The following is a 15,579-nucleotide window of genomic DNA, read 5'->3' as shown; positions in this document are numbered from 1 at the left end:
GTATTTGGATATTGAATATCCATTAAATATAATCCTTGTGGGGGCACAGAATAACCTGCTTCGCTCCTGTTTTTTGATTTGATAATGTCATGCAGTTTTTCAACATCAAGCTTACCAAGCCCGATGTTAACCATGGTACCAACTATAGAACGCACCATGTTTCGTAAAAAACGATCGGCGGTAATAACAAAGGTTAGCTCCGTATCATTTAAAACCCAATAGGCTTCCTTAATATCACAAAAATGCGTTTTCACATCCGTATTACTTTTTGAAAAGCATTCAAAATCTTTATACTGCATTAAAATCTCGCAGGCTTTATTCATTTTATCAACATCTAAAGGCAGATGGATTTTATAAGCAAAATCATGCGTAAAAACATTTTTTGTGTTAGAAATGCGATAGTGATAAGTTCTGCTCAATGCATTAAATCGGGCATGAGCCTTATCCCTAACTTCAAAAATACGATGAACGGCAATGTCATGCGGCAAAAACCAATTGATTTTAAAGATTAAAGTGTCAATATCAAAAGCGTCGTCCATATCAAAATGTGCAAACATTTGAGAGGCATGAACACCAGTATCGGTACGGCCGGCGCCCATCACTTTAATGGGCATCCTTAATAATGTAGATAATGCATGCTCCAAAACCTGCTGCACCGAAGCGGCATTTGGTTGCCTCTGCCACCCATGATAGGCTTTTCCGTTATATGACAATTCGATAAAATATCTCAAAGTGACGTTGATAAATTTGAAAGTTGAATATCAAACATAGGACCATGTCGTCCCTAGCATAAGTAAACTATGATTTGATATCGGATAAAACATTACTTACTGATAGTTTAATGTCTTTATCACTATTTTTGTGCTTGGCAAAGATAAATAGATTTCCGTCTTAAAACCTCACAGGCGTCCAAAACCTGTGAGGTTTCACGTTAAATTTATTTCAAATCAGAAAAACTTGAAAAAAATCCTACTCCTTTCCGATACTCATAGTTATATTGATGACGATATTTTAAAATACGTCCAACAAGCCGATGAAGTTTGGCATGCTGGAGATATTGGCAACCTCATCGTGACGGATACCATAAAAAAGCTTAAACCTTTAAGAGCAGTTTATGGCAACATTGATGACACCAAAGCCCGAATGGAATTCCCCGAAGACAATCGGTTTATGTGCGAAGGTGTCGATGTTTTAATCACGCATATTGGCGGGTATCCAGGAAAGTACAGTCCGTGTATTAGAGAAACAATTTATCAAAATCCGCCAAAACTTTTTATTTGTGGCCATTCACACATCCTTAAAGTGATGCCCGATAAAAAACTAAATTTGCTTCACATGAATCCTGGCGCCATTGGGAAACACGGGTTCCAAAATGTTAGAACTATGTTGCGGTTTACTATTGATGGCCCTAAGATTGATAATTTGGAGGTCATTGAGTTTAAGAAGTAGAAGTCATAAAAGGTTCTCCCAAAGATGAGATCAACCAGCAAATTCCAATACGCCCTCAGCTTTCAAATTTTTTGAGGTTTTAACCATAAAAAAACCCGAGATCTTCACCTCGGGTTTACGCACTAAATAAATTAAGATAATAGGTTTATCGCAATCGATCGACAGATTTTACAAGATCTTCATCCTTTTTTATGGCCTTATTGGCTAACACCAAAAACACGATAGAAAAAATAGGAATAAAAATCCCAACGCCTTTCTCAGAGATTTGAGTCTCTCCAGACGTCATTAGCAACAGATACAGGAATAATCCTAGTAAAATAAAGTTCAATATGATATTCAGTCGTCCCAACACAAATTGGAACTTCCTGTTTTTATAATTAGAAATAGAAATCAAAGATAATGCAGCCGACCCAAAAAACATTGCCAAATACAACATATCATCTTTCGCATAAACGGGAACGTCATTTGCATTGGTCCATAAATGAAATACAAATATCAGGCCACCAGAAAAAATAGCTGCTATGAGTAAATAAACGGTTTGAATACGCTGTAACATGAATTAATCTAAAAAATTAAAGCCCAAAATTAGCAGTTTCTTTTTAAACATACTCATATTTTTAAAATAAAATTGTATTATTGCATTCACAATTCATGACCAACAGAGTGATAGGCTGTTAAATCTTCAAAATTACATTCGGTTTTTTCCTCATACTTAATATCTGAATAAGTTTCGGAATGAATCCAATTTCAATTTTATAATAATATTCATAAACATACATGTTTGAAATTTCGCAATTAAAGGAAAAGAAGCTTTCCGAATTACAGGAAATAGCTCAAAAATTAAATGTACCTAAGTATCGTACGCTTAAAAAATTAGATTTGGTTTATCAAATCTTAGATTTACAAGCTGCAAATCCAGAGGTAGTTAAAGCAGAAATCGCGCAAGCGGCTGATATTAAATCTGAAGCTCCAATAGTTACAAAGGCACCTCTAAAGAAAAAAAGAGAGCGTGTTGAAAAGAAACCTACTCCTGCTCAAGCTCCAGTACAAACACAACAAAAAATGGATTTGCCAGAAGTTAGAACTGAAGCAAAAGCCATAACTCCAGCAGCAACAACCTCTACACCATCAGCAGTATCCCCAAAACAAGATGCAACCGATTCTAAAAAAGAATCAACTCCTGTCAAAAAAGTAGAGCATCGAGAAAAAAAACAGTTTACTCCTAAGGAAAAGGACAACACCAACAAACCTCAAACTAAAGACAATAAACCCCAACCAAAAGACAATAGACCTCAACACTCTAATGACACTAATGGGAATAAGTCTAACCCCAAAGACAATAGAGACAACAATAACCGTGACAACAGTGCTCACGCATCCTCTAAAGTAAATAATGGGAATAAAGACAGTAGAAATCGTTACAGAGAACCAGATTTTGAATTTGATGCCATTATCGAAAGCGAAGGCGTTTTGGACATCATGCAAGACGGTTACGGATTTTTACGTTCCTCAGATTACAATTACCTATCATCACCTGACGATATTTATGTATCACAATCACAAATCCGGTTATTTGGTTTAAAAACTGGAGATACGGTTCTAGGACATGTGAGACCTCCGAAAGAAGGCGAGAAATATTTCCCTTTAATTAAGGTCAGTAAAATTAATGGACAAAAACCTGAAGTAGTTAGAGACCGCGTATCTTTTGAACATTTAACGCCACTATTTCCTCAGGAAAAATTTAATCTTGCGGATAAACAAAGCACCATTTCTACACGTATCATGGATTTGTTCTCTCCTATCGGAAAAGGACAACGTGGTATGATTGTATCGCAACCCAAAACAGGTAAGACTATGCTCTTGAAGGATGTTGCGAATGCGATTGCTGCAAACCATCCTGAAGTATATCAAATGATTCTATTGATTGACGAACGTCCTGAAGAGGTTACCGATATGCAACGTAATGTTCGCGGAGAAGTAATTGCTTCAACATTTGATAAAGAAGCGCACGAACACGTTAAAATAGCCAATATCGTTTTAGAAAAAGCAAAACGCTTGGTTGAATGTGGTCATGACGTAGTTATTCTTTTAGATTCCATTACACGTTTGGCGCGCGCCTACAATACCGTTCAACCAGCCTCTGGTAAAATATTGAGTGGTGGTGTTGATGCCAACGCACTACACAAACCTAAACGTTTCTTTGGTGCGGCACGAAATATCGAAAACGGCGGATCTTTGACCATTATTGCCACAGCATTAACTGAGACAGGGTCTAAAATGGACGAAGTGATCTTTGAAGAATTTAAAGGAACAGGTAACATGGAACTACAATTGGATAGAAAAATCTCTAACCGTCGTATCTTCCCTGCTATCGATTTAACCTCTTCAAGCACACGTAGAGATGATTTGTTATTGGATGAAAACACGATTCAGAGAATGTGGGTAATGCGTAAATACCTTGCCGACATGAATCCTGTAGAAGCCATGGAATTCATCAACGACCGATTCAAAAAAACCAGAAACAACGAAGAGTTCTTATTATCAATGAATGGTTAATTAATAATTCAGTTGTATAATAAAGAAGCCCCAAGTTTTTAAACTTGGGGCTTCTCTATTTTAAGACCTAAGTTTCTATTCCTACAAATATATCGTCATTCCCTAACCAAGTTTACTTCATTATTAATTGAGGAAAGCATATAACCCTTTTTTACCCAAAAAACTAAAGGCCAAAGAAAGCTTTGAGACAAATGACACTAAGCGTGTTTTAAATTTTTTTAATTCTAATCCTAGGTAATGGAATAGGAAACATAATACATTCTATGTTGTTTTACAGATACAATAGAGAGTAGTAAAAAGAGTAATCAATTAAAATTGGAAGAGGCTCCTTGTCCCAAAAAAACGTATAAAACCTTTTATTATGCAGTTCAGGTAGTTTTACAGTCCATTCATAGATTTTTGATGAAATTATCGGTTAGATTTATTAAATTCGATTTCAATAATTCAAAGGCTAAAACCCTGATTGTCCAATCCTTTAAAAACCCCACATTAAAAGGATAGTATACAAATTTATCTCGATTCTTGTCCTTTATTTTTAATCAGACACAAGGCTCACAGTTCTAATAATTATGGTTAAAACTGAAGTTTTCATAAAATAACAAAATTATGCTACAGATAATTAGAAAAAAACTATTCTGGTCTCTAGACTCCTTAAAGGGGGGCAATTTACGATCACATTATAATGATATCGATTTTATTTTAAGGAATTTAGATTCTGTGGAGTCAAAAAGTAGAAGAGCCCAAAGTTTAGAAGAGCTTTTGAAGCATGCGGTTAACAGCACTCCTTTTTACAAAGACTTTTCTAACTATAAGGGACTAGAGGATTTCATGGTGATTGACAAGAATGTTATTCGAGATTACTATGATGACTTTAAGTCCTCCACCTTCAAGGATCAAAAAAATTATTCGGCTTATACCAGTGGATCTACCGGAACGCCATTTAAATTGTTACACGATAAAAATAAACGGGACAGAAACTCTGCAGATGTCATCTATTTTGCTCAAAAAGCGGGTTTCGAAGTTGGGCATAAACTGTACTACATAAGACATTGGGACCAATATAATAGTTCCAAGCCCTGGATTACCAGGATGAAGAATATATATATGCATCCAGTATCCAAATTGTCAAAGCCTGATGTTGAAAATCTACTGCAAAAAATGTCTGAAGATGTTTCTACCAAAGGAATTATTTGTTATGCATCAGTTCTGGATGAGATGAAGAACTATTTAGAAGGGACGGATACTGCACCAGTGGTTAAAGATGTAAAATCTATAATTGCGATTTCTGAAGCTTTAAAAGACGATTCCAAATCTACAATGTCAAAATATTTTGGAGCACCGGTGATTTCGCGATACTCCAATGTAGAAAACGGAATTTTAGCACAGCAAGACGTGAATTCTGGAGAGTTTCATATTAATTGGGCCAGCTATATCGTAGAGATATTAGACATGGATACCAATGTACCCACAAAGCCAGGAACCTTAGGCCGCATTGTCATTACCGATTTATATAATTATTGTATGCCCATGATTCGATATGATACCGGAGATATCGGCCAGTTAGCAGTTAGTGTAAAAAATGGTGAAACCCATATGGTTCTGGACAGCATAGAAGGAAGAAAAATGGACATGATCCTTAACACCAGTGGGAAATTGATGTCTCCATTTACGGTATATCACATATTAAAATATCCACATATAGCTCAATACCAATTTATTCAAGAGACCAAAACACAATATACAATTAAATTGAACGTGCTCCCTGAATTCCACAGTGCTGAAAACATTGTAACAGAATTTAAAAATCATTTGGGTAACGACGCCGAAATCCGATTGGAATATGTTGAAGATATACCTTTGCTTTCTTCAGGAAAACGAAAATTCGTAGTCAATAAACTCAAAGAGAATATACCAAAAGAGCGAATTTAGGTCTTTAATTATTAACAACAATTTATGCGTAATCTTAAAATCCCACAACTTTTTGACTTGATCCTCTAAGACTTGGAAAGTTTTCTAAAATCGCTATTGCTGACGCCTTCGAGCTATCGAAAACTGTGAGAATAAGACACAAAAAAAAATCCATTCAAATTGAATGGATTTTACATAGGATTTAAACCGTTTCTTTTAATTATAAAGAAGCAACGTGTTTAGCCAAACCAGATTTCAAGTTAGCTGCTTTGTTAGAATGAATAATATTCTTCTTAGCCAATTTATCGATCATAGCAGATACTGTAGGGAAAAGCTCCTGAGCTTCAGTTGCATTCTCCATTTCACGTAGCTTTTTAATAGCATTACGAGTAGTTCTGTGTTTATACCTGTTGGTTAAACGCTTAGATTCGTTACTTCTGATTCTTTTTAACGCTGACTTATGATTTGCCATTTTCTTTCTCTCTTATTAAAAAATTGTAGCCCGTAGGGGAATCGAACCCCTCTTACCAGGATGAAAACCTGGCGTCCTAACCGATAGACGAACGGGCCATTTGTTTTATTTGAAGTGCAAATTAATAGCTTTTTTTATTAATATGCAAACTTTTCAAATGAACACACAATATTTTTTTTTGTGTGCCTGTCCGACATTCATACTATGTACTCATGTCTTTCAGCGGGTGCAAAGATACATCTATTTTTAGATGCTGCAAGCCCAAAGCAAACTTTTTTAAAAAACTTTAATAAGCCTTCGCAAATAACACTCTTCCAATCGATGGTTTACCAGTGAATACACAGCTTCCAGCTTCTTTTTTCTGATCCAAAGGCACGCATCTTATTGTCGCTTTCGTAATTTCCTTGATCTTCTCCTCTGTCTCGGCAGTACCGTCCCAATGCGCTGATATAAAGCCTGTTTTAGCCTCCAAAACGGCTTTAAAGTCATCAAAATTATTAACCTCAGTGATGTGCGAATTTCTAAAATCCAATGCTTTTTTAAATAAATCATCTTGAATTTGCGTGAGCAATCCATCAATTTTATCCACCAAACCATCAAGGGCTACATTTTCTTTTGATAACGTATCGCGTCGCGCTAATTCGACAGTTTCGTTCTCTAAGTCTTTTGGGCCGATCGCAATTCTTAAAGGCACACCTTGCAATTCGTATTGTGCAAATTTAGCTCCTGGTCGCTGGGTCGTTCTACCATCATACTTACAACTGATGCCTTTTGCTTTAAACTCACGAATTAAATTCTGAGCCACATTAGTAATGGCCTCTAATTGCTCATCCGTTTTATGAATAGGAACAATAACCACCTGAATTGGCGCCAAATTAGGAGGTAACACAAGGCCTTTATCATCACTATGCGTCATAATTAAAGCACCTACCAAACGTGTGGAAACACCCCAAGAAGTTGCCCAAACATGTTCCAGCTTACCTTCATTGGTCGTGAATTTCACGTCAAATGCTTTCGCAAAGTTCTGTCCTAAAAAGTGCGATGTTCCTGCTTGCAGGGCTTTCCCATCTTGCATCAAGGCTTCAATACAGTAAGTTTCCTCAGCACCAGCAAACCGTTCACTTTCAGTTTTCACACCTTGAATGACCGGAATCGCCATAAAGTTTTCTGCAAAATCAGCATACACCTGATTCATTAGTTGTGCTTCAGCCAACGCCTCCGATTTCGTAGCATGAGCCGTATGACCTTCCTGCCATAAAAACTCAGCAGTTCTTAAAAATAAGCGCGTACGCATCTCCCAACGCACCACATTGGCCCATTGGTTGATCAAAATTGGTAAATCTCGATAACTTTGAATCCATCCTTTATAGGTACTCCAAATAATAGCTTCACTAGTTGGCCTAACCACGAGTTCTTCTTCTAGTTTTGCTTCAGGGTCTACACGCAATTTCCCCGGATTATCAGGATCATTTTGTAAACGGTAATGCGTCACAACGGCACACTCCTTTGCAAAACCCTCAGCGTTCTTCTCTTCTGCTTCAAACAAACTTTTCGGTACAAAAAGAGGAAAATACGCATTTTGATGTCCTGTTTCTTTAAACATTCTATCCAATTCCGCCTGCATTTTCTCCCAAATAGCATAGCCATATGGCTTTATTACCATACATCCTCTAACTGCTGAATTCTCGGCCATGTCGGCTTTTACGACCAGTTCATTATACCATTTGGAATAGTCTTCCGCTCTACTTGTAAGATTTTTGCTCATTACTAGGGTTTTGGCACAAAAGTTGCGCTTATGTTAAATAAAAAAATAGTTCGACAAAACTAACTATTTTTGTATTGTTCAACAATAAAAACAAATAGATATGCTATTTAAAACCTCCTTATATCGCAAATTGCCATTTTTTGTTGCACTAAGTTTACTCTTCGGTGTAGCTTCTTGTGGTTCATATCAGTACGCTGGTTATGAAAATGATGGTATTTACGGCTCTGAACTCCCTCCTCAAGAAATCTATTATGAAACAGCTCCAAACAATAACAACAGCTATTACAAAGAATATTTTGGAGAAAAATCCCAACAATTTGAACATATTGCTCAAAATGACAATGTCATCTTCACTAATATAGACGAATACGAAGGGAATTATTCCGAAGAAAATGGCGACATTCAATATCAAGAAGGCTACGCTGGCTGGGGTCAGAACAGTAAAAATGTAGATATCAACATATACTATAACAATACTGGTTTTTATAATAATGGCTTCTATCCTTATGGCGGCTATGGCTATTACAGCCCTTATCGTGGATGGGGTTACTCAGGTTGGGGGTACTCCGGCTTTTATGATCCTTATTATTCTTACGGTTATTACAATGGCTATGGCTACGGCGGCTTTTATCCTTACTACGGATATAATTACAGATATGGGTATTCTCCATATTACGGTAATCGTTATAACAATTATTACGGGAATTATTATTACCGCAATGGCAGAGATGTCTCTTACAGCAATGGAAGACGTGGAAGTGCAAACACGAACATGAATCGTTCATCATCTTCTTTAAACAGAAATTCCTCATCTACGATAAATAGAACGAACACCAATAACGGCAGACGTACCACTATCAACTCTTCAAATTCAAGACCGAGTGTAAACACTCCAAACACGAATACAAACAGAAGAAGCAGTGATGCTACCCGAACTCATACGAATACAAACAGAAACGTACAACCTAGTTCACGACCAAATAATCAGACACAACCAGCTACACGGACCAGAACCAATAATCCTGGAACCAATAATCCTGGTACCAGAAGAAGTAGTGGCGCTTCAAGAAGCAGTGGAAATAACGTCTCTACCCCAAGTAGAACTCAAAATTACACAGCACCTGCACGTTCTAGCTCAAGCTCTTCAGAAGTAAGAAGCTCAGGTAGCTCTCCTTCAAGATCCTCTGCACCAGCAGGCGGTTCTGGTGGATCTTCAAGACGCGGTGGTAACTAGAATTTCAGAATAATAAAAAAAATTAAAAATATGAAAAAGTTAAATTTACTATTCATAGGAGTCCTATCTATGTCTAGTGTTATGGCTCAGGATATTTCTGACGCTGTAAGATATTCACAAGATGAAGTCCAGGGAACCGCTCGTTTTAGAAGTATGAGTGGCGCATTTGGAGCACTTGGCGGAGATATGTCTGCAGTAAGCATTAATCCTGCCGGATCCTCGATTTTCACACACAGTCATGCGTCCATTTCTATATCTAATGTTGGCACCAAAAATGACATTAACTATTTTAATGGGTTGAGTTCTTCATCTGATTCTAAGTTCGATTTAAATCAAACTGGAGCAGCATTCGTTTTTAATAACATGAACTCCGACTCTCCTTGGAGAAAATTTTCACTAGGTGTATCTTATGATAAGATATCAAATTTTGAGAATTCATGGAGATCAAGAGGCGTCAACACGAATTCCAACAACATCGGAAACTATTTTCTTGGTTACGCCCAAGGCCTGAGATTAGATCAAATTTCTGCTCTGGATAACGAAAGTTTAGCCACCGCTTATTCTGAAATCAATAGACTTTATGGTTTTAGTAATCAACAAGCTTTTTTAGGTTATGAATCGTATATTCTTGAACCTGGTATAGATGCCGATGACAACACCTCTTATCAATCTAATATTCGTGGAAACAACTTTGATCAGTCCTACACTTACGCAGCGACAGGATATAACGGAAAATTCAGCTTCAATGCCTCAACACAGGTTGGTGACAATTTCTATTTCGGACTTAATTTGAATTCACATTTTATCAATTATGATAAATTTACTGACCTTCAGGAAAGCAATACTAATGTTGGCTCATTGATTAAAGATGTCCGGTTTCAAAATACTCTATCAACCATTGGCTCTGGATTTTCATTTCAATTGGGTGCCATTGCAAAAATAGATGCTTTGCGTGTTGGATTGTCATACAACTCTCCTACTTGGTATACCATTTCTGAAGAAACCACTCAATATCTTGGAACTATAAGAACTGAAGGTGGCTCCAATATGACACAAATTATTGATCCTCATGTAGTCAACGTTTATCCAGATTATAAACTGCAAACTCCAGGAAAAATTACAGGCAGTTTAGCCTATATTTTTGGAGATACTGGTCTGATTAGTTTTGATTATTCTCTAAAAGATTATGGGAATACAAAATTCAAACCAACCTCTGATCCCTACTTCGCTTCGCAGAACGGTATTATGAACAATACTTTAAGAAATGCTTCTACCTACAGATTAGGCGGTGAATACAGAATTCAGCAAGTTAGCTTAAGAGGTGGCTACCGATTTGAAGAAAGCCCTTATAAAAACGATTCTTTTTATGGTAATTTGAATGGCTACTCTGTTGGGCTGGGCTATAATTTTGGAAATGTCAAATTGGATGTTGCTTATGACCATGCGCAAAGAGATTACAACCACCAGTTATATGCTGTAGGTTTAACGGACGCTGCTCAAATTGATAGCAAAAACTCGAATTTCACCTTGACTTTAGGATTTAGCTTATAAAACTTTAATGAAAAAACAATGATTTGCAAAAGCACTCTTTAATAGGGTGCTTTTTGCTTTTAGCATCAATTAAATATTGTTATTCCATAAATCTTAAGCTTTGAATTTCGAGAGCGCTTCACTTATTAAACCATTTATATTAAGCGCAAATCACAGGCTTTAAAATTTCCACTTACGCAAAAGCAAAATCATCTTCATCCTAATGTTATGATTTTATATTTGTTTATCTTTGCACCTTATTTCAATCAAAACGCTAGAACAATAGGGTTTGTGACAGTGATCGATTTACAAAATGACTATGAAAACAGATAAGAATATTCAAGATATTGATGCCCTTGGTGATGATCACGTTGGCACATCAACAGATACACCTTTGCGCAGTGATGCCTTTAAACTTTCTTCAGATGAAAAGATAGACATCATCAAAGAAGATGTTCGCCATATATTAGAAACTTTAGGATTAGATCTTACTGATGACAGTCTTAAAGGCACACCATTACGGGTTGCCAAGATGTTTGTCAACGAAGTTTTTGGAGGGTTAAACCCAAAGAAAAAACCGAATGCATCCACTTTTGAGAACAAATATAAGTACGGTGAGATGTTGGTGGAAAAAAACATCACCCTATATTCTACTTGCGAACACCATTTATTGCCAATAGTAGGAAGAGCTCATGTTGCTTATATCAGCAATGGCACAGTGGTAGGGTTATCCAAAATGAACCGCATTGTCGATTATTACGCTAAACGCCCTCAAGTGCAGGAACGATTAACGATTCAAATTGTGAAAGAATTGCAACAGGTACTAGGTACTGAAGATGTAGCTTGCGTAATTGATGCCAAACATTTATGTGTGAACTCTCGTGGCATTAGAGATATTGAAAGTAGCACGGTCACAGCAGAGTTTGGTGGTGCATTTAAAAAGCAAGAAACCCGTCGGGAATTTTTAGATTATATTAAGTTAGACACGCAATTTTAATTCTGTGAGTTGTGGAGTTGTTTGTTGTTAAGTTGTGAAAGTCAGAAAAATAAGTTCGCTTTTTAAGTTCTAATCCAATATATTACTTTTAACATAACAACTTAAACTTTTATAACATGCATATTATTTCGATTGAAAAACTGGAAGTTTGGAAAGAAGCTATAAAATTAGTAGTTAAAACTTATAATACTACAAATTTATTTCCTTCTGATGAAAAGTTTGGACTAAGGTCACAAATGCGTCGATGCTCAGTTTCAGGTTCGTCAAAAAATGCTGAAGGTACAGCTTGACTGACTTATAAAGACAAAGCTCATGATCATGGCCTATTGTTCAGCTATCGAACTTTTAAATTTCCCAGGAACTGAATTTTATTTCTGAAGAGAACTATTTAGATATCAGAAAAGATATTGAGTCCATTACCAACAAATGCATTGAGAAATCACCTTTTAAAATCGTAGGACAACAAAAAACTCACAACAAACATTTATCCGTCCGTAGCTATAGCGAAGTCGGAACTCACAACAAACACCCAACACAAATGCCACTTTACAAAGATAACCAGATCAAATTATACAACTCACTATCAGGAGAAAAGGAAACATTTAAACCAATAATTGACGGTTATGTTGGCATGTATGTGTGTGGACCAACTGTTTATAGCAACGTCCATTTGGGAAATGTGAGAACTTTTATGTCCTTTGACGTCATTTTTCGATATCTGAAACATTTAGGATATAAAGTAAGATTTGTCAGAAACATTACAGATGCCGGACATTTGGAAAACGATGCCGATGAAGGCGAAGACCGTATTGCAAAAAAAGCACGTTTAGAGGAAATAGAACCGATGGAGGTTGTCCAACGCTACACGGTCGATTTTCATAACATTTTAAATAAGTTCAATTTTTTACCGCCAAGCATTGAGCCAACTGCTACTGGACATATTATTGAACAAATTGAAATCACTAAAAATATTCTTAAAAAGGGACTGGCTTACGAAATAAATGGTTCTGTGTATTTTGATGTATTAAAATACAATGAATCGAAGCCTTATGGCATTTTAAGCAAGCGTAACGTTGAAGATTTGATGCACAATTCACGCGAACTTGATGGACAGAGTGATAAGAAAAACCCGCAGGATTTTGCCCTTTGGAAGAAAGCCGAACCGCAACATATTATGCGATGGCCTTCACCTTGGAGTGATGGTTTTCCTGGTTGGCATTTAGAATGTACTGCTATGAGTACAAAATATTTGGGCGACCACTTTGACATTCATGGAGGTGGTATGGACTTGAAATTCCCACATCACGAATGCGAGATTGCTCAAGCTGAAGCCTGTAATGATAAAGCTCCTGTAAACTATTGGATGCATGCCAATATGCTGATCATGAATGGCAAGAAAATGGCAAAATCGACCGGAAATTTTATATTACCAACTGAAATATTTTCAGGAAACAACCCGCATATTACCAAAGCATTTTTACCAAGTGTGGCTCGATTTTTCATGCTTCAGGCCCATTATAGAAGTATTTTAGACTTTACCAATAATGGCCTTTTAGCTAGCGAAAAGGGTTTTTTCAGGTTAATGGACGCCATTAATGATTTAGACGAATTAAAAGCGGGATCCACCTCAACATTCCATATCAAAGAATGGCAACACAAATGTTATGAGGCGATGAATGACGATTTCAATACGCCAATACTCATTGCCCATTTGTTTGAGGCCGTTAAATTCATCAATCAAATAAAAGAAGGAACTGCCACGATTACTCAAGACGATCTCAATTTATTAAAAAGTACGGTTCATACCTTTGTGTTTGATGTTTTAGGATTGATAAATGCGACACAATCCGAAGATGGCACTGAAAAACTTTCAGGTGCCGTGGAACTTTTAATCCAATTACGACAAGACGCACGAGCGAATAAAGATTTTGCTACCTCTGATAAAATACGCGATGAACTCGCTGCGGCAGGAATTCAATTGAATGACGGTAAAGAAGGGACGACTTTTACGACCAATTAGTTTGTTTCGGAGTTGTTTGTCGTTTGCCGTTGGTTGTTTGTTGTGGAGTCGTGTTGTCTGAATAACACATAGAATTTACTACTACTTTAGTTATTAAGGCATATAATCTGTTTTACAAAGCAGCAGTATAATGAAATGATAATCTTACAATTAAAACAACTCACAACTAAACAACATATATCGTTGAAAAAGATTCTCACATATCCGTTTTTGTTGCTGATTAAAGTCTACCAAACCTTTATCTCCCCATTAACGCCCGCCAGTTGCAGGTTTCAACCGACGTGTTCCCAATACGCCAAGGAAGCTTTGGAAAAACATGGTCTTTTTAAAGGCGGTTGGTTGGCGACAAAGCGTATTTTTAGTTGTCATCCTTGGGGTGGCAGTGGTTATGATCCCGTTCCAGAGAAAGAAGACTAATAGTCCATTCTATATTCGCAGACAAAAAAGAACTTTTAAGTCAGTAAAAGTTAATCAGTAGTTTTATTTATGGCCTAAAGCATCACAGCAGCTCAACATATTCCCTGGCACGCCAACCCAACTATTCATCCTGTAAGTCTTTTTTAAACAGACTAAAAGTCTGTACCGTTCGTGAAATTTCTAGTTAATCATTTACATCTAAATTTTCAGGAAATGAGTGAATTTGTGAAAATTTGTGAAATTCGTGTCAAAACTTTTAGCAGCAAAAATAAGACGCACTAATAATTTCAAATTAACTTAGGACTGATCGGAATAAATTTCTAAAAGCACTTCCCTCCTCTTAAAATACTGCATTTATATTTCATAGCAATCACTCATTTTTACTAAAGCTTTCGTAAAATTCGAAACCTTGGGCGCTTATTACTTTTCAAAATATTATATTTACCCTTCTAATTAAATTATATACAATGCACGCACTTAAAATTGTTTGGGATCCTTCTAAAGGCATAGATATTCTTGGTTTTACATTACACTTTTACAGTGTGATGTGGATTGTGGCCTTTATTTTGGGTTTCTTAATAATGAAGCGGATTTTTAAAAATGAAAAACAATCTGAAGAAGCTTTAGATTCCTTATTTATTTATTCCGTGATTGGGATTATGCTTGGCGCGCGTTTGGGCCACGTTATTTTTTATCAACGCGAATTATTCTCGGAAGACTTTTTTAGCATCTTCTTACCTGTTAAATTTAAGGGCGGGTTTGAATTTACAGGATTTCAAGGCTTGGCGAGCCATGGTGCCGCAATAGGGATGATTATTTCCATGTACCTCTACAATAAAAAAGTATTGCACAAATCGGTCCTTTGGATCTTGGATCGCGTGGTGATTCCTGTCGCTTCAGGCGCTGTTTTTGTAAGGCTTGGTAACTTTATCAACTCTGAGATTGTAGGTAAGCCAACAGGCACTGATTTTGGAGTGGTTTTTGCTCAAAATGGTGAGGCTTTCCCGCGACATCCAGCGCAACTTTATGAAGCGGTATGTTATGTTTTTGTATTTATCTTACTTTGGTTTTTTTATTGGAAAACCAAAAAAAGCGAGCAACAAGGATTTTTGTTTGGACTCTTTTTAGTTCTTCTTTGGGCAATTCGCTTTTTTGTGGAGTTTCTCAAAGAACCTCAAAGCGAACATGAATACATCGCAACCTCAGCGCTCAATACAGGTCAAATGCTAAG

The 15,579-nt window shown here is 36.6% G+C and carries 14 protein-coding genes and 1 tRNA gene; 10 read left to right on the top strand and 5 right to left on the bottom strand.

Annotated features, from left to right (window positions below):
* Positions 1 to 731, bottom strand: a 731-nt coding sequence (gene truA / locus ABIQ28_RS09590; RefSeq protein ID WP_348036668.1) for a tRNA pseudouridine(38-40) synthase TruA, incomplete at its 3' end; no start/stop codon positions are given.
* A gap of 226 nt (positions 732 to 957) precedes the next feature.
* Here truA and ABIQ28_RS09585 point away from each other — a divergent pair.
* Complete coding sequence (locus ABIQ28_RS09585) at positions 958 to 1,449, top strand: metallophosphoesterase family protein (RefSeq protein ID WP_348036666.1); 492 nt, start codon at positions 958 to 960, stop codon at positions 1,447 to 1,449.
* A 145-nt stretch (positions 1,450 to 1,594) separates the two neighbouring features.
* On the opposite strand, the gene ABIQ28_RS09580 is transcribed toward ABIQ28_RS09585, so the two are convergent.
* Positions 1,595 to 2,005: a DUF4293 domain-containing protein gene (locus tag ABIQ28_RS09580; protein ID WP_348036665.1), complete on the bottom strand. Its 411-nt coding sequence runs from the start codon at positions 2,003 to 2,005 to the stop codon at positions 1,595 to 1,597.
* A gap of 221 nt (positions 2,006 to 2,226) precedes the next feature.
* Between ABIQ28_RS09580 and rho the strand changes: the two genes are divergently transcribed.
* Both rho and ABIQ28_RS09570 read left to right on the top strand, forming a co-directional pair.
* A complete protein-coding gene (rho, locus tag ABIQ28_RS09575; protein ID WP_348036664.1) occupies positions 2,227 to 4,005 on the top strand; it encodes a transcription termination factor Rho in 1,779 nt (592 codons plus the stop codon).
* Between the two features lie 606 nt (positions 4,006 to 4,611).
* The gene (locus tag ABIQ28_RS09570) at positions 4,612 to 5,934 is read left to right on the top strand and encodes a CoF synthetase (protein ID WP_348036663.1); all 1,323 of its coding nucleotides are present in this window, start codon (positions 4,612 to 4,614) and stop codon (positions 5,932 to 5,934) included.
* A gap of 199 nt (positions 5,935 to 6,133) precedes the next feature.
* Here the strand turns inward: ABIQ28_RS09570 and rpsT are convergent, their stop codons facing one another.
* The 3 genes from rpsT to proS all read right to left on the bottom strand — a co-directional run bounded on the left by rpsT (position 6,134) and on the right by proS (position 8,150).
* Positions 6,134 to 6,385, bottom strand: a complete 252-nt coding sequence (gene rpsT / locus ABIQ28_RS09565) for a 30S ribosomal protein S20 (RefSeq protein ID WP_348036662.1) — start codon at positions 6,383 to 6,385, stop codon at positions 6,134 to 6,136.
* Positions 6,386 to 6,411: 26 nt separating this feature from the next.
* Positions 6,412 to 6,483 (bottom strand) — tRNA-Glu (locus tag ABIQ28_RS09560).
* Positions 6,484 to 6,671: 188 nt separating this feature from the next.
* Complete coding sequence (proS, locus tag ABIQ28_RS09555) at positions 6,672 to 8,150, bottom strand: proline--tRNA ligase (protein ID WP_348036661.1); 1,479 nt, start codon at positions 8,148 to 8,150, stop codon at positions 6,672 to 6,674.
* A 100-nt stretch (positions 8,151 to 8,250) separates the two neighbouring features.
* On the opposite strand from proS, the gene ABIQ28_RS09550 reads away from it, so the two are divergent.
* The 7 genes from ABIQ28_RS09550 to lgt form a co-directional block, all read left to right on the top strand.
* Positions 8,251 to 9,384, top strand: coding sequence for a hypothetical protein (locus ABIQ28_RS09550; RefSeq protein ID WP_348036660.1), 1,134 nt, complete (start codon positions 8,251 to 8,253; stop codon positions 9,382 to 9,384).
* A 30-nt stretch (positions 9,385 to 9,414) separates the two neighbouring features.
* Positions 9,415 to 10,935, top strand: coding sequence for a transporter (locus ABIQ28_RS09545; protein WP_348036659.1), 1,521 nt, complete (start codon positions 9,415 to 9,417; stop codon positions 10,933 to 10,935).
* Between the two features lie 298 nt (positions 10,936 to 11,233).
* A complete protein-coding gene (gene folE / locus ABIQ28_RS09540; RefSeq protein ID WP_348036658.1) occupies positions 11,234 to 11,911 on the top strand; it encodes a GTP cyclohydrolase I FolE in 678 nt (225 codons plus the stop codon).
* Between the two features lie 116 nt (positions 11,912 to 12,027).
* Positions 12,028 to 12,201 carry a four helix bundle protein gene (locus ABIQ28_RS09535; protein ID WP_348036657.1) on the top strand — a complete coding sequence of 58 codons (174 nt, stop codon included), beginning with the start codon at positions 12,028 to 12,030 and terminating at the stop codon, positions 12,199 to 12,201.
* 248 nt (positions 12,202 to 12,449) lie between these two features.
* Entirely contained in the window at positions 12,450 to 13,931 is a 1,482-nt protein-coding gene (gene cysS / locus ABIQ28_RS09530; RefSeq protein ID WP_348036656.1) for a cysteine--tRNA ligase, read from the top strand.
* Between the two features lie 183 nt (positions 13,932 to 14,114).
* Positions 14,115 to 14,348, top strand: coding sequence for a membrane protein insertion efficiency factor YidD (yidD, locus tag ABIQ28_RS09525; protein ID WP_348036655.1), 234 nt, complete (start codon positions 14,115 to 14,117; stop codon positions 14,346 to 14,348).
* A gap of 467 nt (positions 14,349 to 14,815) precedes the next feature.
* Positions 14,816 to 15,579, top strand: a 764-nt coding sequence (gene lgt / locus ABIQ28_RS09520) for a prolipoprotein diacylglyceryl transferase (protein WP_348036654.1), incomplete at its 3' end; no start/stop codon positions are given.

It is taken from the genome of Gelidibacter sp. (genome assembly GCF_039916245.1).
In the GTDB taxonomy this organism is placed as follows: Bacteria; Bacteroidota; Bacteroidia; order Flavobacteriales; family Flavobacteriaceae; genus Gelidibacter.
The sequence above is the reverse complement of the archived record's forward strand: the minus strand, read 5'-3'. Positions and strand labels throughout refer to the sequence as shown.